Annotated in this window: 22 protein-coding genes; 9 read left to right on the forward strand and 13 right to left on the reverse strand. The window is 39.1% G+C overall.

Going from position 1 to position 23321, the window contains the following annotated elements:
* Both F3J02_RS10190 and F3J02_RS10195 read right to left on the reverse strand, forming a co-directional pair.
* Complete coding sequence (locus F3J02_RS10190) at positions 1-675, reverse strand: HAD-IB family hydrolase (protein ID WP_167248986.1); 675 nt, start codon at positions 673-675, stop codon at positions 1-3.
* Positions 642-1850 (reverse strand): DUF1615 family protein, encoded by a 1209-nt coding sequence (locus F3J02_RS10195; RefSeq protein ID WP_167248988.1) that lies wholly within the window; start codon positions 1848-1850, stop codon positions 642-644. The genes F3J02_RS10190 and F3J02_RS10195 overlap by 34 nt, the downstream gene beginning before the upstream one ends.
* Positions 1851-1932: 82 nt before the next feature.
* Between F3J02_RS10195 and dusB the strand changes: the two genes are divergently transcribed.
* Positions 1933-2955 carry a tRNA dihydrouridine synthase DusB gene (gene dusB, locus F3J02_RS10200; protein ID WP_005202464.1) on the forward strand — a complete coding sequence of 341 codons (1023 nt, stop codon included), beginning with the start codon at positions 1933-1935 and terminating at the stop codon, positions 2953-2955.
* Between the two features lie 68 nt (positions 2956-3023).
* On the opposite strand, the gene oxyR is transcribed toward dusB, so the two are convergent.
* The 4 genes from oxyR to rubA form a co-directional block, all read right to left on the reverse strand.
* Positions 3024-3929, reverse strand: coding sequence for a LysR family transcriptional regulator OxyR (gene oxyR, locus F3J02_RS10205; RefSeq protein WP_167248990.1), 906 nt, complete (start codon positions 3927-3929; stop codon positions 3024-3026).
* 6 nt (positions 3930-3935) lie between these two features.
* On the reverse strand, positions 3936-4880 hold the full coding sequence (gene estB, locus F3J02_RS10210) for an esterase EstB (RefSeq protein WP_167248992.1): 945 nt from the start codon (positions 4878-4880) through the stop codon (positions 3936-3938).
* Between the two features lie 84 nt (positions 4881-4964).
* Complete coding sequence (gene rubB / locus F3J02_RS10215) at positions 4965-6146, reverse strand: rubredoxin reductase RubB (protein ID WP_167248994.1); 1182 nt, start codon at positions 6144-6146, stop codon at positions 4965-4967.
* Positions 6147-6229: 83 nt separating this feature from the next.
* Complete coding sequence (gene rubA / locus F3J02_RS10220; RefSeq protein ID WP_000760495.1) at positions 6230-6394, reverse strand: rubredoxin RubA; 165 nt, start codon at positions 6392-6394, stop codon at positions 6230-6232.
* Between the two features lie 348 nt (positions 6395-6742).
* On the opposite strand from rubA, the gene F3J02_RS10225 reads away from it, so the two are divergent.
* Positions 6743-7180 (forward strand): SRPBCC family protein, encoded by a 438-nt coding sequence (locus F3J02_RS10225; protein WP_167248997.1) that lies wholly within the window; start codon positions 6743-6745, stop codon positions 7178-7180.
* A gap of 159 nt (positions 7181-7339) precedes the next feature.
* A complete protein-coding gene (gene lysS, locus F3J02_RS10230) occupies positions 7340-8866 on the forward strand; it encodes a lysine--tRNA ligase (protein WP_005183758.1) in 1527 nt (508 codons plus the stop codon).
* Between the two features lie 54 nt (positions 8867-8920).
* Here lysS and F3J02_RS10235 read toward each other — a convergent pair whose 3' ends face one another.
* Positions 8921-9415, reverse strand: coding sequence for a DUF2059 domain-containing protein (locus F3J02_RS10235; RefSeq protein WP_167248999.1), 495 nt, complete (start codon positions 9413-9415; stop codon positions 8921-8923).
* 167 nt (positions 9416-9582) lie between these two features.
* Here F3J02_RS10235 and F3J02_RS10240 point away from each other — a divergent pair, with 167 nt between their 5' ends.
* From F3J02_RS10240 to cysN, 3 genes are all read left to right on the forward strand, one after another.
* The gene (locus F3J02_RS10240) at positions 9583-11025 is read left to right on the forward strand and encodes a capsule assembly Wzi family protein (protein WP_167249001.1); all 1443 of its coding nucleotides are present in this window, start codon (positions 9583-9585) and stop codon (positions 11023-11025) included.
* 325 nt (positions 11026-11350) lie between these two features.
* The gene (cysD, locus tag F3J02_RS10245; RefSeq protein WP_167249003.1) at positions 11351-12259 is read left to right on the forward strand and encodes a sulfate adenylyltransferase subunit CysD; all 909 of its coding nucleotides are present in this window, start codon (positions 11351-11353) and stop codon (positions 12257-12259) included.
* Positions 12260-12342: 83 nt separating this feature from the next.
* Entirely contained in the window at positions 12343-13956 is a 1614-nt protein-coding gene (gene cysN / locus F3J02_RS10250) for a sulfate adenylyltransferase subunit CysN (RefSeq protein ID WP_167249005.1), read from the forward strand.
* A 167-nt stretch (positions 13957-14123) separates the two neighbouring features.
* On the opposite strand, the gene F3J02_RS10255 is transcribed toward cysN, so the two are convergent.
* Positions 14124-15023 (reverse strand): DMT family transporter, encoded by a 900-nt coding sequence (locus tag F3J02_RS10255; RefSeq protein WP_167249007.1) that lies wholly within the window; start codon positions 15021-15023, stop codon positions 14124-14126.
* 146 nt (positions 15024-15169) lie between these two features.
* Entirely contained in the window at positions 15170-15718 is a 549-nt protein-coding gene (locus F3J02_RS10260; protein ID WP_171526092.1) for a DUF2239 family protein, read from the reverse strand.
* 214 nt (positions 15719-15932) lie between these two features.
* Here F3J02_RS10260 and F3J02_RS10265 point away from each other — a divergent pair, with 214 nt between their 5' ends.
* The gene (locus F3J02_RS10265) at positions 15933-16448 is read left to right on the forward strand and encodes a hypothetical protein (RefSeq protein ID WP_167249011.1); all 516 of its coding nucleotides are present in this window, start codon (positions 15933-15935) and stop codon (positions 16446-16448) included.
* A gap of 66 nt (positions 16449-16514) precedes the next feature.
* Entirely contained in the window at positions 16515-16778 is a 264-nt protein-coding gene (locus F3J02_RS10270) for a ribosomal protein L7/L12 (protein WP_167249013.1), read from the forward strand.
* A gap of 37 nt (positions 16779-16815) precedes the next feature.
* Here the strand turns inward: F3J02_RS10270 and F3J02_RS10275 are convergent, their stop codons facing one another.
* Positions 16816-18144, reverse strand: coding sequence for a hemolysin family protein (locus F3J02_RS10275; RefSeq protein WP_167249015.1), 1329 nt, complete (start codon positions 18142-18144; stop codon positions 16816-16818).
* A gap of 200 nt (positions 18145-18344) precedes the next feature.
* The gene (locus F3J02_RS10280) at positions 18345-19346 is read right to left on the reverse strand and encodes a LysR family transcriptional regulator (protein WP_004808464.1); all 1002 of its coding nucleotides are present in this window, start codon (positions 19344-19346) and stop codon (positions 18345-18347) included.
* 530 nt (positions 19347-19876) lie between these two features.
* Between F3J02_RS10280 and F3J02_RS10285 the strand changes: the two genes are divergently transcribed.
* On the forward strand, positions 19877-21481 hold the full coding sequence (locus F3J02_RS10285) for an isocitrate lyase (RefSeq protein WP_167249017.1): 1605 nt from the start codon (positions 19877-19879) through the stop codon (positions 21479-21481).
* A gap of 314 nt (positions 21482-21795) precedes the next feature.
* Here F3J02_RS10285 and F3J02_RS10290 read toward each other — a convergent pair whose 3' ends face one another.
* Together F3J02_RS10290 and F3J02_RS10295 are read right to left on the reverse strand one after the other, a co-directional pair.
* The gene (locus F3J02_RS10290; protein WP_004652711.1) at positions 21796-22422 is read right to left on the reverse strand and encodes a superoxide dismutase; all 627 of its coding nucleotides are present in this window, start codon (positions 22420-22422) and stop codon (positions 21796-21798) included.
* A 227-nt stretch (positions 22423-22649) separates the two neighbouring features.
* Positions 22650-23273 carry a superoxide dismutase gene (locus tag F3J02_RS10295; protein ID WP_167249019.1) on the reverse strand — a complete coding sequence of 208 codons (624 nt, stop codon included), beginning with the start codon at positions 23271-23273 and terminating at the stop codon, positions 22650-22652.
* Positions 23274-23321 lie beyond the last annotated feature (48 nt).

A 23321-nucleotide genomic window follows, 5' to 3' on the forward strand; every position in this document is an offset into this window, starting at 1 on the left:
TTAAGCGGGCTTTTTTATTTCTGCTTGGTTCAATTGCTTCAGTTCTATAGAGGGAAGTGCTTTCTCTTCTCCCATCATATAAGGATGGTCTGCCAAAGAGAGCATTTCTAAATCTTCCTCGCTATTACCATAAGCATAAATCGTTTGATAATTTGCTAAATTGTAGCTTTGTAAAATACGCAATTTCTTTTGCTCGCAACTGCAATCTTCTGAGCTATAGCGACCCGTTAAACGTCCATCTTTAGTTTCGGTTTGGGTGCACAGTAATTCAATATTGAGAACTTCACAAATGGGAGCCAAATAAAGATCAACCGATGCCGATACCAGAACAATGTGATCACCACGTTGTTGATGCAGTTGAAGTTGCTGGAATAAATCTGGATCTAATTTTTTAATCAGTTTCTGTGCATATTCTTGGGCGAGTTGCTCGACCACATCTACAGAAATGTCTTTAAACATACTTTGGAATAAACGTGGTCGCATGGCATGCGCAGGGTAGAGTCGTAAATAGTAGGCTTGAATCCAAGGTAGGACTTTCAAGCCTCTTTTGACAATATGGCGTTTTGATAATGCAAAGAAAATAAACCCTGTAAAACTATCTCTCGGATAGAGTGTTCCATCAAAATCAAATAAAGCAAGATTTAGAGTTTTATGCGTTTCGCTCTTTGCATGCATGTTTCATATCGTCCATTAACGCGACTGGCAAACCAATTGGTATTGTAGTCACGACTCAGTTTAGGGCCTGAAATAACGACTTCAGGCATAATTGCATAAATAGGTTCTTTATTGGTTTTACTCTGATACAACTTTTGAACAGCTAAATAAGTCTGCGTATCTTCGAATTTCTTCTCTTTTTCTTTCTTCAAGTCCGCACGAATTTGACGCGGAGTAACCAGAATTTTATTGTTGGTAAACGCTGAGATCACTTCTTTTTCAGATTGGCTCAGTGCTGATTGTACATTCCCATCTTTGTTATAAAGTAACAGGTCACCATCTAAATCAAGGTCTTTACCTTGTATGACTTCAAGCATCTTTTGAAAAGCTGCATTACGACTTGAATACATGCCAGAATTGTAATCGGCAAATCGATAGATGGCTTTGTCATAATCAGCAGAATATTCCATCAAACGATGGATGCCATAATATAGACCACCGTATTGGGTATAGAGGTCATTACGTAGTTCAGCAATATTTCCGCTTTGACGTTTATGTTCTTTGGCATAATTAATATGCACTTGCATAGAACCCAGTGTAGTAATCGGGTTCATTTTCTCGCCAATATCTTGTCCAACCAATTTTGCAGCACCTGTCAGGGCGCTGACATGATAATGCTTCGACATATAGTCAAAAATTTCACGATAAAGCAAATCAAGTTCGCGCTCTGTTCTTACTTTGCGCATTTGGCTCATGTAGTTATTTTCTGGTGACGGTTGGTTTTTGAGTACATCCTCAAAATAACCCGCTACAGTACCTCCAATGGTTTCACCTAATTTAGCTTCAAACTTCTCTTTGAGGCGCGTATTGATTTCCTGAACTGCTTTTTCACCCAAGCCAGGCACAGCAGGATCAGCGACAAAGTTGGACTCTTGATCGACCACTGCCACAATGCTGCATACATTTTGTTTGGTTTTAGGAATGCTCAGTTGTTGCATAATATCAAAGATATCTTGCGACCAAGACTGACGATCAGTCACACGTGGCGGCAGCACTTTTGTAATTTGTTCTGCCTTCATTTCGGGTTCTTTATTATTTGACCACCAAGCATTATCACCACAAGCCACTAAGCTTATGCTGATTGCCAAGAGGCTAAATGTTTTGAATAGAGGACGAGTCGAAAACGATTGGTTCATAATGAAGACAACACCGCACAAAAAGATGAGCCGAACGGGCGAATGAAGTATACTATGTTGATCAGAAATTGTAAGAAAATATATGTATATTGGTTCATATCAACTGTCAAATAATTTGATCGTTGCTCCGATGGCAGGCGTTACTGACCGTCCTTTTAGAACACTGTGCAAATACTTTGGTGCTGGGCATGCAGTCAGTGAAATGATGACTGCTGATAAGACACTTCGTATGAGCAAAAAGAGCTTATATCGGGCCAATTTTGATGGTGAGCTTGCACCAATCTCTGCTCAAATCGCAGGTTCTGATCCTGAGCAACTGGCAGAAGCTGCACGCTATCAAGTGGCAAATGGTGCGCAGATTGTTGATATCAATATGGGTTGCCCAGCTAAAAAAGTATGTAACAAACTCGCGGGTTCAGCTTTATTACAAGACGAAGATCTTGTGGCGCGTATTCTCGATGCTGTCGTTTCCGCAGTAGATGTACCGGTCACTTTAAAAACCCGACTAGGTTTTTTAAATGGCCATGAGAATATTTTACGTGTGGCTAAACGCGCCGAAGAATCTGGAATTGCAGCCTTAGCTTTGCATGGTCGTACCCGTGAAGACATGTATTTGAATACTGCACGTTATGAGTTGATTAAGCAGGTTAAAGAATTGATTGATATCCCATTGATTGCCAACGGTGATATTGATAGTCCCGAAAAAGCCAAATATGTACTGGATTATACGGGTGCAGATGCCATTATGATTGGGCGTGCAGCCCAAGGCCGACCTTGGATATTCCGAGAAATTGCGCATTACTTAAAAACGGGTGAGCATCTCGCTGCGCCTGATATTGCTGAAGTTAAAGCCGTATTATTGGGGCATCTGGCTGAGTTATATGATTTTTATGGTGAATACTCAGGCTGTCGTATTGCCCGTAAACATATTGCTTGGTATACCAAAGGCTTACGTTCAAGTAATGAGTTTCGTCAGAATATGTATAAAGTTGAAAATACGGCTGATCAAGCCAAAGTGGTGGAATCATATTTCGATGAATTACTTGACCAAGGACTACGTATGAGTGATGTACAAGTTGAACAAGTGAATTTATTGGATATTTAGATATTTAATAATTATTTTAATTGCATTGAAAAAGCCTGTAATTCGATCTGAATTACAGGCTTTTTTTATTACGATAAATGAGCCGTGATTTTTTGCAGAATTTGCAAGATCACATCAAACTCACTTTGTAATGGTGTGCTTTTACGGGTCACTAAAGCCAGTGTACGGCTTGGTGCAGCTTCAATTGCTTTTACATCAATATCTTCATTGAAATGAATCATGCTATTTTTAAGCGCGATCTCAGGTAAAAGGGTAAAGCCTAAATCAGACGATACCATTTCAACCAGCGTTGGTAATGAGCTTGCTTTTAAACGATGATCATTTTTACGCTCACCCACAGGGCAGGCACTTAAAGCATGGTCACGTAAGCAATGTCCTTCCTCGAGTAACATTAAACGAGATAAATCTAAATCATCTAATGAGTTGGCATTGGCAGCATTGGTATCTTTCTTGTTATAAACAAGGAAGAGGTTCTCTTTGGCAATTTCTGAAACTTTTAAACTGCGCGTATCAAACGGAAGCGCAAGTACAATCATGTCTAAATTACCATGTTCCAACTTCTCTACAATCTTTTCACTTTGCGCTTCATGTAAATGTAGTTGGATTTTTGGCAATTGCTGATGAACTTCATCTAAGAGTTGAGTTAGAATGAAAGGTGCAATTGTTGGAATAATACCGAGATGTAAATCACCTGTTAATGGTTCACTCATCTCTCGACTTAAACGCATCAGGTCTTGTGCATCAGCAAGCAACACTCGTGCTCGCGCCACCACTTGCTCACCTAATGGGGTTAAACGGACGTTTTGACGATCACGCTCAACTAAGACGCCACCTAATAAACGCTCTAATTCCATGATGCCACCAGACAATGTTGACTGGGTGACAAAGGAACGACGCGCTGCTTCAGTAAAATGTAAAGTTTCTGACAACGTAACTAAATATGATAGCTGTCTTAATGAGGGTAATGCAGCCATAGAGTCCTAGTGTGATGATCTAAAGTGGTGAGCGAACAAACCACTAAGTTGTGGAATGAAATGTGCAGGAATATCATGCCCCATTCCTTGAATTAATTCAAACTTAGCACCAGAAATTGCTTTTGCAACAGCTTTCCCGTGACTCGGTGGTAACAGGCGATCTTTTGAACCGTGTACAACCAAAGTCGGCTGAGTAATCGTCTTGTTCAATGGTAACAAAGAACCTGTACATAATATTGCTAAAAATTGTTGAAGTACACCCGCTGGATAAAAACTACGTCGATATAATTTGCGAATGGTTTGAATTGACTCGACTGGATTGACATAACCAGGCGAACCGATAATACGGAAAACATTTAAACTGTGATTAATAATTGTTTCTTCATCATGCCCTTCAGGTTTACCTAATAAACTGAAAAGCTGCTTTGGAAAAGGCGGAGGTAAAAACGGTTGATTATTACTCGTAAATAGCAAACCAATTTTTTCTACTTTTTCTGGATATTTCGCAGCAACAATCTGTGAAATCATTCCGCCCATTGAGGCACCAATAATATAGGCTTTCTCAATACCTAATTGATCAATCAGCATCGCCACGTCATCGGCCATATCATATAAGGTATAAGGCGCACCTTCATTGCGAAGACCGAACATGAAGCGGCTCATTAGTTTCATGGTATTGAGCCGTTTGCCTTTATTACGAATTTTTGAAGATAAACCAATATCACGATTATCAAAACGAACTACACGGAAACCTTGATCGATTAATGCCTTACAGAAAAAATCAGGCCAAAACAGCATTTGTGCACCTAAACCCATGATCAATAAGATGGTTGGATGCTCAGGATTCCCGCCCATTTCAACATGTAGTTCAATGCCATTGCCCAAAGTAACTTTGGTTTCCTGCATAAAAGAAGCATATGGTGACACGTTAAATTGGAGGGCACTGTTCATGATCTTCGTTCCAAATTGAATTCTTCTTATTGCGTAGAGAGTTTGGAGGAAATTCTTTTCTCAACAAACTCTCGTATTTAAACCTTAAACTTGCGCTGGAATCAAGTCTGGAACCAGCTTGGTGAGCGTTAAACGTTGTTTTCCTGCAGTTGCGCCTAACAGTACAAAACCTCTCAAGGTTCCTTCACCATCAGCCGCTTTGGCAAGCATACCGTCATCAAACTCTTCAGTTTCCCAGTTCACATCCACATTAAGCGGTGCAGGTAAAACCGTCAATGGCGCAGCAGGTGTTTTTACTGCAACTGGCATAGCAGGGTAGTGTACCGCTGTGCTTTGACCACTGAGCGTTTTTGCTAAAGCGCGTGCTTGCTGCATAATTGGCATCACATATGGCAATAAAGTGCCATTCACTTCTGCGCAGTCACCGACGGCATAGATATCAGCTTGATTGGTTTCTAAAAGGGTGTTGGTAATAATGCCACGACTGGTTTGAATGTCTGCTGCTTTTGCTAAAGAGATATTCGGTTGTAAGCCAATTGCAGAAAGCACAATATCAGCGACCAGTGTTTTACCATTGGCTAAGGTGACTTCGTAGTCTTCACCATTATTAATCTTGGTTACTTTTTCCACGGTGGTAGATAGTGCAAATTTAATGCCTGCTTGTTCTAAATTAGTCTTAAAGGCTTCAGCGACATGGTTTGGCAATAAGCGACCGAGTGGCTGAGGGGCTAAGTCAATCACAGTAACGTCATATTGGCTATGCAATAAGTCATTGGCAAATTCACAGCCAATCAGACCTGCACCAAGAATAACCACGCGTTTGTCTTTACGCTTGGCAAGATTTTCACGGAAGATACGATAGTCGACCAATGAGTTCACGACATGAATGTCATCACTACCATCACCAGCAATCGCTAAACGGATAGGGTTTGCACCGACAGCCAATACTAACTTTGAATAAGGTTGAGTAATTGTCTGCCCATTTTTTTCTAATGTAAGCTCATGGCTTTCGGCATTGATTGCTTTCACCCATGTGTCTGCATCAATGCGCATATTCAATTGAGTTGCCATCTTTGTCGCATCGCCTAAAGCGATTTGTTCTGGTGCTTTATTCCCTGCAAAGGCATTAGATAATGTTGGTTTTGCATAATTTACCGCATCATCTGCACAGATCATAACCAGTTCCTGTTCAGGACTTAGTTTACGAAACTCTCGTGCTACGGTGTAACCTGCCATGCCCGATCCGATGATAACGATAGGATGCATTCTATTCTCCAGTATTTTCTTATTTAAAAACAAACAATAGCAAAAAAAAGACCATGATCATTGTCACGGCCTTCTCGATCTATTTAGATTTCAATCATTTCAAAATCAGCTTTTGAAACGCCGCAATCTGGGCAAGTCCAATCATCTGGGATGTCTTCCCATTTGGTCCCTGCTGCAATGCCGTCTTGTGGCCAACCTTCTGCTTCGTCGTAAATCCAACCACAAACGATACATTGATATTTTTTCATGTGACTCTCCAAACTGATAGGTATGTTCAAGTTGCCTTTCAGTAAAACTATTCCGTAATGTCGCTATGATCGCTGCAATAGGAACTAACTTATGCTAATCGGGAGTTAGATTTTTACGCAGAACGACATTTAAGTAAAGTAAATGCAAGAGTTTAATCATTTATTCAAAAAGTGATATGGCAATTCTATCTGAAAGTATTGTTATTTGAGCAATTACTCTAATTTTTTGTAAAAATATAACGCTTATACAATTAAAAAAAGCCGAAATGTATAAATATAGTGTGTATAAAAAACAAACATTCAGAATCAAGATATGATGATGAAAACAATGATCAAGGAGAATAAAACATGGAAACCTTATCTTATAATATAAAAATTTATGCAACCCCTGAGAAAGTTTGGGAAGTTCTGTGGACACCAGAAAGCTATCAAGCATGGACAAAATTCTTTGCCTGCGATTCGACTATGACCACGGATTGGAAAGTGGGTGGTAAAACCTATTTCGGAGATGGCAAAGGCAATGGCATGATCTCTACCATTGAAAGCATAGATGAACCCAAAGAGATTGTTTTTAAGCATCTTGGGATGATTGAGAACGGCAAGGAGGATCTAGAAAGTGAGGCTGTAAAGTCTTGGGCAGGTGCTTTGGAAAAATATATGCTGTTTGATTTTAATGGTGAAACGCAATTACATGTGGAGGTCGATATTCAACCAGAGCATGTAGAGTTTATGAATAAAGGCTTCGATCAGGGACTTGCTATGGTGAAGCATTTAGCTGAGAAATAAGCTATTGCGGATCGATTCTTTAGTGGACAATTGCTGCGTTATCTCGATTCAAAAATGGATCAATCTTGATTTTTTTGAATTGTCTGGTTGAAACAATACGAAAATGAGTTGTGATCTGCTATTCTATGTCACTTCATTTTTTACTTAATCGAGGCAGAGATGACGCAACAAAACGCTCAATCGACTTCTGAACAAACACTTTCCGAAAACGATTTAATCGCACAGCGTCATGCCAAATTAAAGCAAATTCAAGAGACTGCAAAACAAACGGGTAAGAGCCCGTGGCCAAACACGTTTAAACGTGAGCACTATGCAGCTGATTTGCAAGAACAGTTTAAAGATCAAGATAAGGCGCAAATAGAAGGCGCTGAAAAAGTTTATGTAAAAGTTGCTGGCCGAGTGATGTTGAACCGTGGATCATTTATGGTGATCCAAGATATGACAGGTCGTATCCAACTTTATGTTGACCGTAAAGGTTTGCCAGCTGATATTTTAGAAACCATTAAAAGTTTAGACCTTGGCGATATCATCGCTGCTGAAGGTTATATTGGACGTTCGGGTAAGGGTGATTTATATGTACACCTTGAAGGTTTTGAATTACTGACCAAATCACTTCGTCCACTTCCAGATAAATTCCATGGTTTAACGGATACAGAAGCTAAATATCGTAAACGTTATTTAGATTTGATCGTAAATGAAGAAACACGTAAGACCTTTGAAATTCGTGCCCAAGTGGTTGCAGGTATTCGTGCTTTCTTGACCAACGAGCGTTTCATGGAAGTTGAAACACCAATGATGCATGTGATTCCTGGTGGTGCATCTGCGAAGCCATTCGTAACGCATCACAATGCTTTGGACATGGAACTGTATTTACGTGTTGCTCCGGAACTCTACTTAAAACGTCTTGTGGTGGGTGGTTTTGAGCGTGTATTTGAAATCAACCGTAACTTCCGCAATGAAGGGGTTTCAACACGTCACAACCCTGAATTCACTATGATTGAGTTCTATCAAGCCTATGCAGATTATAAAGACTTGATGGTATTGACTGAAAACATGCTTGAAAAATTGGCAGTTGATATCTTGGGTTCTACTGATGTGCCTTATGGTGACGAAGTCTATAGCTTCAAAGGCCCGTTCAAGAAAATCTCAATGTTTGATGCAATTCTTGAGAATAATCCAGACTTCACACCTGAAAATGTCAATGATCGCGAATTCTTGGCGAAATTTACCAAAGACGTTTTAAAAGAGCAGGTGAAACCTGGTTTTGGTTTAGGCAAATTACAAACCATCGTATTTGAAGAAACCGTAGAAACTAAACTGCGTCAGCCGACGTTCATTACTGAATATCCAGCTGAAACTTCACCACTTGCTCGTCGTAATGATGATAATCCACATATTACCGATCGTTTCGAGTTCTTTATCGGTGGTCGTGAGTTGGCAAATGGTTTCTCTGAGTTAAATGACCCGATTGATCAGGCTGAGCGTTTCCAAGCACAGGTTGCTGAAAAAGATGCCGGTGATGATGAAGCAATGCATTACGACGCTGACTTTATCGAAGCGTTGGAATACGGTTTACCACCGACAGCAGGTCAGGGCATCGGTATTGATCGTTTGGTGATGCTATTCGCGAATGCAGCAAGTATTCGTGATGTATTGTTATTCCCTCATATGCGCCGTAAAGATTAATTCTTTGATTAATAAAAAAAGCCACTTTAAAAGTGGCTTTTTTATGTTGACTGATTATTCTGCTTGCATATCTTTTTCTAATTTATCAGCAGCTTGCATAATTTTAGGTGTAATGGCATCCATTCGTTTGTAACCCACTTGCATACTTTTTTGCATGACAATTGGCATTTTATCAATAGTCGATTGCCCTACAGGCGTTTTATAAAATTTAATCATACCGTCGATTTCTTCTTGGTTAAACTCTTCAGCATAGATTTTAATCATTTCAGGTTCTAATTTTGCCCAGATTAATTCTTCTTGCATAATTTTGCTGAGTTCCTGAGTGTAGTTAACAACAGCAAGCTCCTGTTTGGTTGTTAATTTTCTCCCTTGAGTGATTTTTTCTATACTTGAATGCATCAGAGTATTTATCTGCTGGCTTCTTTGGCCAAGAAGTTGTTCTGACTTGGTAATCTTTAATAATTCTTTGACAGATTCTTTTGATGCAGGTTGAGCAAAAGCAGGGATGGAAATTGCCATCATGATAAATATCGCAATAATTTCTTTCATTATTTGATTTCAGTGGTGTTGTCGATGAATTAAATGTTAATGACTGGCATCAATTATTGTCAATTTATCGTGCATGTTAAAAAATGTAATTGTTTCGTTTGACGATTGAAAACTACTCATAAACCAACGATCATGTGACCATAAATAAATTTGAGAACAGTTTGGATATGTTTTTAAAAAAATCGCTTTATATCGCATTATTCGCTTCTCTTTCTTTCCCAGTATTTGCACAGGGTCTTGTGCTCAATGATGAAAATTTAAGAACTGATCTGAATTGGCTCAACCAACAAGGCGTGATTCAGATCAGTACTTCAACTTGGCCAATGAGCGGTGATGAAATTCAACGTGCATTGTCTCAAGCAAAGATTAGTAATAATACGCAGCAAAAAGTTGTGAATTCTATTGTAAATGCCTTACAAGCAGACAATGCAACTGTGAAAGTTGGCTTGCATGCTGGAACAGATCTAAAAACTGTTCCTCAAGCATTTGGTGATAATCAGAAATCTCAATACCAAGCTGCAGTTGAGTTGAATGCAGGGGGCGAAAATTGGGATGCCAAACTGCGTGTGAATGGCGAAAAAGATCCATTGATTGATAATGGGCATGATGCAAATGTTGAAGGTTCATATATTGCAGGCAAGCTTTGGAATCAGTGGGTGATTGCAGGTCAGATTCCTACCTATTGGGGACCTGGGCATGACGGCAGTTTGATCCGTGGTGATGCAAGTCGTCCAGTCTATGGTGTGACCGCACAACGTGCAGTGCAAAATGCATTTGAAACAAAATGGCTCTCTTGGATTGGTCCTTGGCAATATCAAGCTTTTGCTGGGCAACTAGATGACTATAAAGCGGTGCCAGATGCAAAATTGATTGGTTTGCGTGTAACTGCGCAGCCTTTGCCTTATCTTGAGCTAGGTGCTTCACGGATATTGCAATGGGGGGGAGAGGGACGTCCAGAGAGCCTTAATTCATTGTGGAATGCTATAAAAGGTAATGATAATTTTAATTCTGCCGATGATGATAAATCAAATCAGATAGCAGGATTTGATTTCCGCTTAAATACACAAAAATTATTACAAGCACCTATTGGTATTTACGGACAATATGTTGGTGAAGATGAGGCAGGTATGTTACCAGCTAAAAAATTGTATTTGGCAGGTATCGATTTTTCATCAGCTTATAAAAATATGCCTTACCAACTTTATGCAGAATGGGCTGATACCCGCACCAATGGTGAGGTAAAGAGTATTTCTTATAGCCATCATATTTATAAAGATGGTTATTACCAACATGGTTTCCCTTTGGGGCACGCAATAGGTGGTGATGGTCAGATGTATTCTGTGGGTGGCGATATTCGTTTTGATGTGATGAATCGTTTAAATGGACGTGTGATTTATGCCAAAGTGAATCAATCTGACTTGGTAGTTAATGCAGCATTTCCAAAACAAGATACCGTAAAAGGTCTTGATTTAACTTGGACGCATTATTTAAAACCAACAATTCCATTAAAAGTGAATGGTTGGGTCAGTGACTCTGATTTAAATGGAAGTGATGGCGGTGTTTCAGTGGGGGTTGAGATCCCATTAGAACGCAATATGTTCCGCTTCTAAGTTAAATGCTTTCTAGTAAAAAGAAGTCTTTTTAGGCTTCTTTTTTTAATTTTATTCATGTGAAAATAAATGTATTGTTATTCCTGAATCTTATTTTCATATCATAATTTTGCATATTGATATGAAAAAACAAGCTAAAGAACTGAATCTAAATTATTATAATGAATAACCTTTACTCAGCAGCACATTCTACTGCAAGTAAGAATATCGATATCATGAAAAATTGGAGTTGTTATGGCACTCGTTCCTCCACACAGTCTTCAAAGTGGTGGTTTAATACCGCTTATAGATTTTATGGATAGCATGGATAAGGAGGAAATTGTACATGACTGAAAATAGATTGACTCACCTCAAGCAACTTGAGGCAGAAAGTATTCATATTATTCGTGAAGTTGCAGCTGAATTTGAAAATCCTGTGATGCTTTACTCGATTGGTAAAGATTCAGCAGTAATGTTGCATTTGGCATTAAAAGCATTCTATCCAGCGAAACTCCCATTCCCGCTACTGCATGTCGATACGGGTTGGAAATTTAAAGATATGATTGCTTTCCGTGACAACATGGCAAAAACCCATGGCTTCGATCTGATCGTACATCAAAATGTAGAAGGTCGTGATGCTGGAATTAATCCGTTTGATCACGGCAGTTCAAAATATACTGACATTATGAAAACCCAAGGTTTAAAACAAGCTTTGGATAAGTATCAGTTCGATGCTGCCTTTGGTGGCGCGCGCCGTGACGAAGAAAAGTCGCGTGCCAAAGAGCGTGTGTATTCATTCCGTGATAATAAACATCGTTGGGACCCTAAGAACCAACGCCCAGAACTTTGGAATCTTTATAACGGTAAAGTGAACAAAGGCGAAAGTATTCGTGTATTCCCATTGTCGAACTGGACTGAATTAGACATTTGGCAATATATCTATTTGGAAAATATTCAACTTGTTCCGCTCTATTTCTCAGCAGTTCGACCTGTGGTTGAACGTAGTGGTACGTTGATCATGGTGGATGATGAACGTATGCGCTTAAAAGAAGGTGAAGTTCCACAAATGAAATCGGTACGTTTCCGTACACTTGGTTGTTACCCGTTAACAGGGGCAGTTGAGTCTGAAGCAGATACCTTGCCTGAAATTATCCAAGAAATGCTTTTAGCAACAAGCTCAGAGCGTCAGGGTCGTATGATTGACCATGATGAAGCTGGCTCGATGGAAAAGAAAAAGCAGGAAGGTTATTTCTAATTTCCTTAAGCAAGTCCCTCTTTTTAAAGAGGGATTTAGGGAGATTAAAACTGATTTCTAAAGAATATGTGGAGTTTTGAGCAATGTCTCATCAATCAGATCTTATTAGCCAAGACATCTTGGGATATTTAAAACAGCATGAACAAAAAGATTTATTGCGCTTTTTAACGTGCGGTAACGTCGATGATGGTAAAAGTACCTTAATTGGTCGCTTACTTTATGATTCAAAATTGATTTATGAAGATCAATTGCAAGCGGTGACTCGTGACAGTAAGAAAGTGGGTACTACAGGTGATGCACCTGATCTTGCTTTACTGGTTGATGGCTTACAGGCTGAACGTGAGCAGGGCATTACGATTGACGTTGCTTATCGCTATTTCTCAACAGAAAAGCGTAAGTTCATCATTGCGGATACGCCTGGACATGAACAATACACGCGTAACATGGCGACGGGTGCATCCACTGCCGATCTTGCGATTATCTTGATCGACGCACGTTATGGTGTGCAAACCCAAACTCGTCGCCATTCATTTATCGCAAGTCTATTGGGTATTAAAAATATCGTTGTTGCGATTAACAAGATGGACTTGGTTGAGTTCTCGGAAGCACGTTTCAATGAAATCCAAGTTGAATATGATGCCTTCGTGAGTCAACTTGGTGATCGTCGTCCTGAAAATATTGTGTTCGTACCGATCTCGGCATTGAATGGCGACAACGTTGTTAATCCATCTGCAAGTACGCCATGGTACAAGGGTCAAACCTTGATGAGCCTTCTTGAATCAGTGGAAATTAAACGTGAATCAAATAAGCGTGAATTCCGTTTCCCTGTTCAATATGTGAATCGTCCAAACCTCGATTTCCGTGGTTTCGCAGGTACGATTGCGCTTGGTCAAGTGAATGTTGGTGATGAAATTATTGCCTTGCCATCTGGTAAAAAATCAACAGTTAAAGAAATCGTAACTTTTGATGGCAACCTAGAGCAGGCCGTTGCAGGTCAAGCTGTCACTTTAACTTTAAACGATGAAATTGATATTTCTCGTGGTAACGTTTTAGTCCGTGCAGGCGAGCAACCTTTGATTTCACGTAGTGTACGTGCATCAGTGGTCTGGATGAATGAGCATCCACTGGTAAAAGGCAAACTGTACAACGTAAAAATTGGGACTCAAACTGTTCCAGCTAAAGTCACTGCAATTAATTTCCGTGTCAATGTGAACACGTTGGAACATACGCAAGTTGAAGAACTTGAGTTGAATGCAATTGCAGATGTTGTAGTTGAGTTTGATGCGCCAGTAGTGTTTGATCAATATCAAGACAGCCGTTACACAGGTTCATTTATCTTTATTGATCGTCTAAGCAACGTTACCGTGGGAGCAGGGATGGTCGAGGCTGCGGTTGAATGGACTGCACATAGCAATCCTGTGACTGCGGAAGATCGTGCAGCTCGTTTAGGTCAGAAGCCTGCTGTGATTGCTGTTTCTGCATTGTTGATCGAGAAAGCGCAAGTTTTAGAAAGCTTATTGATCCAGCAAGGTGTAGTTGCAATTGCGAAAGCAGATTTAACTGCTGAGCAAATTGTATTATTACGTGAAACAGGTGTTGTGGTTATCACAACGGCTGTTGAAGGTACAGATACCGAGATTACTGCTGAAACGGTTGAAGAAGCTGCTGAAAAAGTGGTGGAATTGGTTCGTCTTTAATCAGCTGAATTGATTTTGTAAAAACCCGCGTAAGCGGGTTTTTTATTTTAAAAACAATGATGATATTGGTGTATTAAATAGGTTTATTAAGATCAGTAATGTCTTTGATCTTGTCATCTTCATTTGTGATTTGAAATGAAGTATTGCGGTACTCTTCTCGACTAGTACTATAAGGTATCTTTCGTATGTTCCAAGGCCTGAGAACGATTTGTTTTGGTAGCTTTTCTATACACTAAATAAACCCCACTCAAGATCGCTGCAATTCCAATATAGTCAAAAGTAGAAAGTTGGGTATTAAAAATTATGAAGTCGAGTATTAAAGTCACAAGGGGAACAAGATAGAATAGGCTTGTTGTATTCACCAGATTTCCTGACTGTAATAGTTTATAAAAAATCAGTTGGGCGATCACGGAAACAATGATGCCTTGATATAAGACTGGAATCCAAAAGTCTAAATTCATCTCGAAACTAAATGATTGAAAAGGGATGATTAAGAGAATAAAAATCAAAGAAATTGCATATTGTAGTGGTAAAACATGCCACGGTTTTTCAGAAATTTTCCTTTGTAGAATTACACCAGTCGTAATGCATGCTAAGCATATAACGGAGGCAAGCGTTGCCCACAACGATAATTTATTGACAAACATATTGTTATAAACCAAACAAATAATGCCAAAAAAACTAAGCAGTAGTCCAGTAAGCTTAACTTTGGAGAAACTTTTCTCAGTAAGAAAAAAAGTCAGAATGGGCTGTAATGCAAGGATGGTGGAAAGGAGACCTGGAGAAATTCCAAATTCAAGGGATAAAAAATAAAACAGTGTATAGCCTGTGATTAAAAAGCAACCCGTAAAGATGACATATTTAAAAGAGGTATTCTGCGGGTAAAAAGGCTGTTTTGAAATTACACAGAAGAATAAAATTAATGCTGTAGCAATTAAAAAACGGAAAAACAGAAAAGGGATTGCGTTACCATGATGAAGCCCCCATTTGGTAAAAATGGCAGCACTTCCCCAGAGTAAAACAAATAGACCAATATAAAGGAAACTCTCATTCTTAGGTTTGATCATCTTACTTATCCAATTTTTATATCGTTATTTGAATATCATTTTTTTATGACGGAAAAACTGACATTGCCATGAAATGGCTATAAAAATGCTCTACAGCCTAAGTGGGGTAGAGCAAGTTATTTTAACAAATGATAAAAAGAATGCATTTAAAAAATATGACGTGTTTTTAAGGCTAAATATTCTTTTATATCTTTCGGATAATCTTGAATCATCTTCAAAAATACGTCTCGATCACCTTGATATAAAGCACGTGTTGCTTCTTCGTAATTCGGCATATTGCCTAACATGGCAGACATAAAGCGGTCAGTGGCTTGCTTGGCGAGCATAATATTGCTCTCAGAGGTTGGATCATTCAGTTCTTTATCGATTAATTTACGAATCACTGCAGATGCACTGGTACTCTGTTGATCTAACCAGTCCCAATGTTTTTTTTGTAAGGTAATCTCACGAGAAATGACACCAAGTTTAGGTCTTCCGACTCTTTTAGCTGGCTCAGGTTCGCTATAACGCTGCTGAATCTCTTGTTCTGAACCAGACAAGTCAAAATCTATTTGTTGGCCAGTTTGATCATTAAAAAACAAGATGTTTTCCACTGTTGAAGGAATCAGCTTAAGTTGCAATGCAAGATCAGTAGGGGTGCCACTTGCAATTAAGTTACTGCCAGTGAATGCAGTATAGGTTGTCTGAATATTCATTCTAATCACATATTTTTATCTGGGTAAAATAATATTATCAGGGTAAAAGTAATTTGGCAACTAAATAAGCAAGTAAAGTGTGTTGTCCACCATATCGCTTGTTGGATTAGCGAAATAAAAATAATGAAGATCGCCAAGCATTTTGAATTTTTATTCTGTTTTAAATAGCCTTTTATGAGACAATGTTTTTTTATTTTTGTGTATTAGGACTCCCATGATTGAGCAATCTCCTGAATCTTTAAGCGATATCGAAATTTTAGACATTTTACAGTCTATGAAAAAAGATAAGCTGGATACGGAAGCAAATGAGATTATCCGTAATGGGGGTAAAGCTGGGCGTCAAGAAGCACATAAACAAGCTTTAGTCGTGTTGGGTGCGAGCTTTGAAGAAAAGTTTGTAGAAGCGGTTACATTGGCATTGGGCTTGAACTCAGGCCAGTCAAAAAAAATTCGTTACAAGAAAGACCGTATTCGTATTTTAAAAGTGCGTGGTATTGATTATCTTGCAATCGATGGCGCTGAAACAGCACAGGTCTTGGCTCAGGTTGTACAAGCAATTGGTCGTGAAGATGCAACTGTAACGCACGATTTACATAATATCTTTCCATTCTGGAAAGAAGGCTGGCCAATGGTTCAGTTTGATAATGCTTATAAAATCTTAGCAGAAGACATTGCTATCCACTATCAAGCGGTGCTGGATGAACTGATTTCATTGTATGGTGGAAATTAAGCCACTCTAAAATCTTGCTCTGGTCAATGCGGTTGCCAATAGAAAATAACAAGGATTGTTAATTTTATGAATCTACCACCGACGATTCCTGCTGAAGCTTTAGATATGCTGCGTGCAGGGCAGTTGATTGATGCGATTAAGATCACGCGAGAAAAAACAGGTTTAGGTCTCAAAGAGTCTAAAGATCTTATTGATCAGTATCTTCAAGATCATCCACAAGAACAGGCACAGATCCAAGAGCAATTGGCACAGCGTAGTCGTGGAGGGATTAAAGTCTTTATTTTGATCCTATTGATATTCGCTGCCGTGATTTGGTTTGTTGTGAAATAAAAAAAGCCCATTTATGGGCTTTTTTTAATTATCAAAATCAATCGTTTTGTGGCGCTGGAGCATCATTTTCTAATGTTGGTAAGATTTGAGTGACCAGTAACTGGTCAATTTTATAGTGGTCAATATCAACAACTTCAAATTTGAAACCCGCATATTCAACCGCATCGGCAGGGCGCGGAATTTTGCGTAAACGATACATGATAAAACCAGCAATCGTTTCATAATTTTCATTATCTGGGAATTCTTCAATGGCTAAGGCGTGTTTCACATCTTCAATTGGTGTACTGCCATCAATCAGCCAAGAATGATTATCACGCTTAATAATCTGCTGCTCTTCATCCATTGGTGTTACCCAGTCACCCATAACCGTAATCATAATATCACTGAGTGTGATCACACCGACGACCAGTGCATACTCATTGATTACAACTGCAAACTTTTCTTTGGTTGAGCGGAAACGGTCTAACAATTCAGACAAAGTCAGCGTATCTGGAATGATGAGTACATTACGAATGATTGATTCATTGAGTTGTGTAAAAGATTGGTTATGTAAAATACGCACCAGAATATCTTTTGCATCAACATAGCCAATCACTTGATCAATATGCTCGCTGCACACTAAGAATTTTGAATAAGGATGATCAGCCAGTTTTTGACGAATACTTTTTTCAGCTTCATCCAAGGTGAAATAAACAATATTTTCTCGTGCTGTCATGCTTGATGGAACGGTACGCTCTTCAAGCTCGAATACATTTTCAATAAAATGATGTTCTTGTTTTTGTAGGACACCAGCTTGGGCACCTGCATTTACGATGGCAGAAATATCATCAAAGGTCATACTATCATCACGTTTGGTATCAATTTTAAAAATTCTAAAAATTGAATTGGCAATGATATTAATGACCCACGCTAAAGGTCGGCATATTTTAATAAAGATAATAATTGGATTGATGACTTTAATTGCTAATTTCTCTGGAAAGATCATGGCCAGGCGTTTTGGCATTAAGTCAGCAAACAAGATAAATAAGGAAGTAACTGTTAAAAAAGATAAGCTAAAGCCGATGGTATCTGCCCAAGGTCCTGGATAAAGCTCAGTCGCTAAGTTCTGGAAGTAGGGACGTAATGATGATTCACCGACAATACCCCCTAAGATCGCGACAGCATTCACACCGACTTGGGTTGATGCAAAAAAGTCTGCTGAGTTTTCTTGTAACTCAATGACTTTATTTGCTCTTTCCTCACCGCTTTCGGCAATGAGTTTGAGTTTGAGTTTTCGTGATCCAGCAATCGCGATTTCAGATAAGGATAAAAAGAATGAACATGCGACTAGAAGGACTAGAATCATCATGCTTTGGAAAATATCCATACATCACCTATGTTGATAGGACACAGCCTATAAGTTCGCTTATGCAAATAATTGTTGGTTACGCATTATTTCACTCGCTTATTCTGTAAGAGAATATAATCTATCAATAAGTAAAGAAATAAGTTTTTATTGATATTATTATTAAAATAATCAGCCACACATGAGATATGGCTGAAATTTCATCTTGTTAATGTATCTGTTTAGAAAAAACTATGTGGTAATTGCGAATTGCCATTATTCAACAAATACTCACGATTTTCTTCCTCAATCATTTGACGTGCGACAAACAGGATTAATTGTCTGAGCCAACGATGTGCAGGATGATGATGTAATAACGGACACCAAGCCATTTTTAGTTCAAATTCTGGAATATAGAAAGGAGGATCCTTTATAACCAGTCTAGGATTCTGTGTTTGTAAACGCGCCATACGAGTTGGTAGGGTCGCGATTAAATCTACATTTTGAGCTAATAGCGCTGGCATTTGATAGTGGCGAGTAAAGACAGAGATCTTACGGCGTTGACCGATACGCTCTAAAGCCTGATCAATCCAACCTAACCCAGCTTGTTTTTCCGGATTGACACCAAAGCCAACACCCATACCTGTTTTAGATACCCAAATATGTTGTGCATCTAAATAGCTTTTTAAATTGAGGTGCGTCACTGCAGGGTGTTTATCATTTAAAATACAGCTAAAGCTATCACGCCAGACCAAAACCTGATGGAAACTTTGTGGAATTTCGTTGAAGCGATTAATCGCTAAATCAACTTTACCTTGCTCCATATCACGATAAGACACGTCACTTGGGGTCAAGAAATCCAAGACAACATTTGGTGCTTCTGAACGTAATGCCTTAACCAGACGTGGAACGAGTGTTGCCTCGGCATAATCGGATGTCATAATCCGGAATACACGATTACTGGTATAAGGGCGGAATTCAGTACGTGGCTCAAGGATCATTGAAAGATCAGCTAACGCATCTCGAATACGTGGCTGTAATTCTAATGCACGTTCAGTTGGGGTCATACCCTCTGAAGAGCGAATAAGTAAAGGGTCGTTAAACAGATTACGTAAACGACGTAAAATATTACTCATCGCGGGTTGAGTGACACCCAATTGCTCTGCTGCACGGGTGACATTTTTTTCACGAAGAAGTACGTCAAGATAAATTAATAAATTGAGATCGACGCGCTCCAGATTCATAAAAAAAATACCGAAAATAAAATCCTTGAATTGCCTTGAATTATGACATATCCAAAGGGATTTGTGTAACTTAATCCTACATAAAAGCAACAGCGTCAATGCTTATGTTTCAACTTGGCACATTTTGTCGAATTCTTTAATTTTAGCGGCTTTTTATGGCGTAATTTTTTATTCAAATTGAGGCAAAACAAACCTGAAAATTGTCATTTTCTGTAGTTTAGATAACCTAAATTTAGCTTTTTCTGAACTGATGAGTCTAGAAAATGAGTCTGAAATTTGATGGTTGGCTCTAGTTGTGTATTTTATAAGGTAAATAAAAACAGTTATTTGCATTGTATTTTTTGTATTTTTGAAAAATGGTTATACATATATTTTTTTAGAAAATACTGAAGATTAAGCCAGAATATTGGATAAAACACTTGCCAAAGACTAAGCTGTGATACATGTTGATGAGGTGCTTTAAATCTAGACTAATTAAAATCAGGATTTATTAGCAATCATTCGATGCCAATCCGCAAAAGGAATATATCATGTCTACATATCAAACAGCGATTGATGCAATCCGCGAACTAAAAGCAAAATTCGGCGACACTTGGCGCGATATTAGCCCAGAAGATGCTGCGCGTATGCAAATGCAAAACCAATTCAAAACTGGTTTAGATATTGCTAAATATACAGCTGCGATTATGCGTCGTGATATGGCTGCTTATGATGCTGATTCTAGCAAATATACTCAATCATTAGGTTGCTGGCACGGTTTTATCGCGCAACAAAAAATGATTGCGAACAAAAAATACTTCGGTACAACTGAACGTCGCTATATCTACCTTTCTGGTTGGATGGTTGCTGCACTTCGTTCAGAATTTGGTCCACTTCCTGACCAATCTATGCATGAAAAAACTTCTGTACCTGCTTTGATCGAAGAAATCTACACTTTCTTGCGTCAAGCTGATGCGAAAGAACTTAACGATTTATTCCGTGCGCTTAAAAAAGCAAACGAAGCTGGTGATACTGCTAAAGCTGCTGAAATCACTGCTCAAATCGACGGTTTCCAAACTCACGTTGTGCCAATTATTGCGGACATCGACGCTGGTTTCGGTAACGAAGAAGCGACTTACTTACTTGCACGTAAGATGATCGAAGCGGGTGCTTGTGCACTTCAAATCGAAAACCAAGTATCTGATGCGAAACAATGTGGTCACCAAGCTGGTAAAGTAACAGTTCCACACGAAGACTTCATCGCTAAAATCCATGCATTACGTTATGCATTCTTAGAAATGGGTCTTGATGACGGTATCATCGTTGCGCGTACTGACTCTGAAGGCGCTGACTTGACTCAAAAAATCCCAGTGGTTAAAGAGCCAGGCGACATCGCTTCTCAATACATCAGCTACTTAGACACAACTGAAATTGACATCGCTGATGCTCAAGAAGATGAAATCTTGATCAAACGTAATGGTAAATTACACCGTCCTAAGCGTTTAGCTTCTGGTTTATATCAGTTCCGTGCTGACACTCAAATTGATCGTGTTGTACTTGACTGTGTATCTAGCCTTCAAAATGGTGCTGACCTTCTTTGGATCGAAACTGCGACTCCAAACGTAGAAGAAATCGCTCACATGGTTAACCGTGTACGTGAAACTGTTCCAAATGCGAAGCTTGTTTATAACAACAGCCCATCATTCAACTGGACTTTAAACTTCCGTCAACAAGCTTACGACCGTTGGGTTGCTGAAGGTAAAGACGTTTCTGCTTACGACCGTACTAAATTAATGAGCGCTGAGTACGATGCTACTGAATTAGCTGCTGATGCAGACGCTAAGATCCGTACATTCCAAGCAGATGCTGCTCGTGAAGCAGGTGTGTTCCATCACTTGATCACACTTCCGACTTACCACACTGCTGCTCTTTCTACTCATGAGCTTGCACAAGGTTACTTCGGTTCTGAAGGTATGTTGGCTTATGTTGCTGGCGTACAACGTAAAGAAATCCGTGGTGGTATTGCTTGTGTTAAACACCAAGCAATGGCGGGTTCTGACATCGGTGATGATCACAAAGAAATCTTCTCTGGTGACAACGCTCTTAAAGCACACGATGATGCTAAAAACACAATGAACCAATTCGCTGCTCACTAAGCACTGAACTGATTCAAAAGAAAACCCTGCGAAAGCAGGGTTTTTTTATTGCTTTAACATACGGCGTTAAGACTGAATCTTTGTTTCAAGAAAACTAATTATGGCCTTTCTGATTATTAGTGATGAGACGCTTTCTATTGAAAAAAATTATTCAATGAGAGTAGGTCTATCTTTATTAATTTAAGAGCGATGTAAAAGAGACTTTATTTAAAAAGAGCAAGTGAATTGAATGGCTGAGTTGAATGATTCCATCAAAATATAAGCATAAAAAAACTGCTCATAAAGAGCAGTTTTTTAGTTTGGGAAATAATAAATTATTTCTCAACACCCGCTGGTTGACCTGCAAGTTTTGCATTTGCATAGTCCCAATTCACTAAGCTTTCTAAGAAAGTTGCGATGTACTTAGGACGTAAGTTGCGGAAGTCGATGTAGTAAGCGTGTTCCCATACGTCGATTGTTAATACAGCAACTTGACCATGTGCAAGTGGAGTGTCTGCATTGGCAGTTTTAGTAATCGATAATTTACCGTTTACTTCATCAGCAACTAACCAAGCCCAACCTGAACCGAATTGAGTTGTTGCAGCGGCAGTAAATTCCTCTGCAAACTTTTCGTAGCTACCAAAAGCTTCTTCAATTTTCGCTGCAATCGCGCCTGTAGGTTTACCACCACCATTTGGCTTCATGCTGTTCCAGTAGAACGTGTGGTTCCATACTTGCGCAGCATTGTTAAAGATACCTGCTTTAGATGCATCACCAGCAGACGCTTTAATGATTTCTTCTAAAGTTTTACCTTCAAGGTCAGTACCTTTGATTAAGTTGTTTAAGTTAACAACATAAGTATTGTGGTGTTTGTCGTGATGGTATTCTAAAGTTTCGCGAGTGATGTGTGGCGCTAAATCATCATAGCCATATGGAAGTGCAGGTAAAGTAATGGTTGTCATGTTTCATTCCTTGCAAATTTGCTGGGTTTTACATTAAGTGCCTTTATTGTAAATGATTCTATAGACAATAGGGCAGTCTTTTAATACACAAAATATGCAAAAAATTTCGTTATGAGACATATACCATACAACAATGATTAGAGTTTTTAGCTCGTTTAGTGAACGTTCTAAAAGACTCTAACCCGTTTTTTCTAGAGATGCTGAGCTAGGTTTAGCTGACGCGAAAATTACTGAGCTTTAGCTTGCAATGCTTGGTGATAACGACGATTGACTTCATTCCAATCCACCACATTATAAAATGCAGCAATATATTCAGGACGACGGTTTTGATACTTTAAATAATATGCATGCTCCCATACATCCAAACCTAAAATAGGTGTATTGCCATGCATAAGAGGTGAGTCCTGGTTACCACTGCTTTCGACCACTAATTTGCGTTCGGGTGTCACACTCAGCCATGCCCAGCCACTACCAAAACGACTAATCGCTGCTTTGGTGAATGCATCTTTAAATGCATCAAAGCCACCAAGTTGCTGATCAATTGCTTCAGCAATATCACCTGTAGGTTCACCACCACCTTGTGGGCTCATGACTGTCCAGAAAAGTGAATGGTTAGCATGTCCGCCACCATTATTGATCACCATATTTTTCAGCTCAGTAGGGACTTCATTTACTTTGGCGACCAGTTCCTCGACAGGAAGTTTTTCCCATTCTGTGCCTTCAATTGCGCCATTAATATTATTGATATACGTCTGATGGTGTTTGCTATGATGAATTTCCATGGTTTTGGTATCAATGTTAGGTTCAAGTGCATCATAAGCATAGGGAAGCGCAGGTAAAGAATAAGCCATGGGTTTGATTCCTTTTGTAATCAATGTGGTTTTATTACGATGAATTTA

The organism is Acinetobacter sp. Tr-809 (genome assembly GCF_011753255.1).
GTDB lineage: Bacteria > Pseudomonadota > Gammaproteobacteria > Pseudomonadales > Moraxellaceae > Acinetobacter.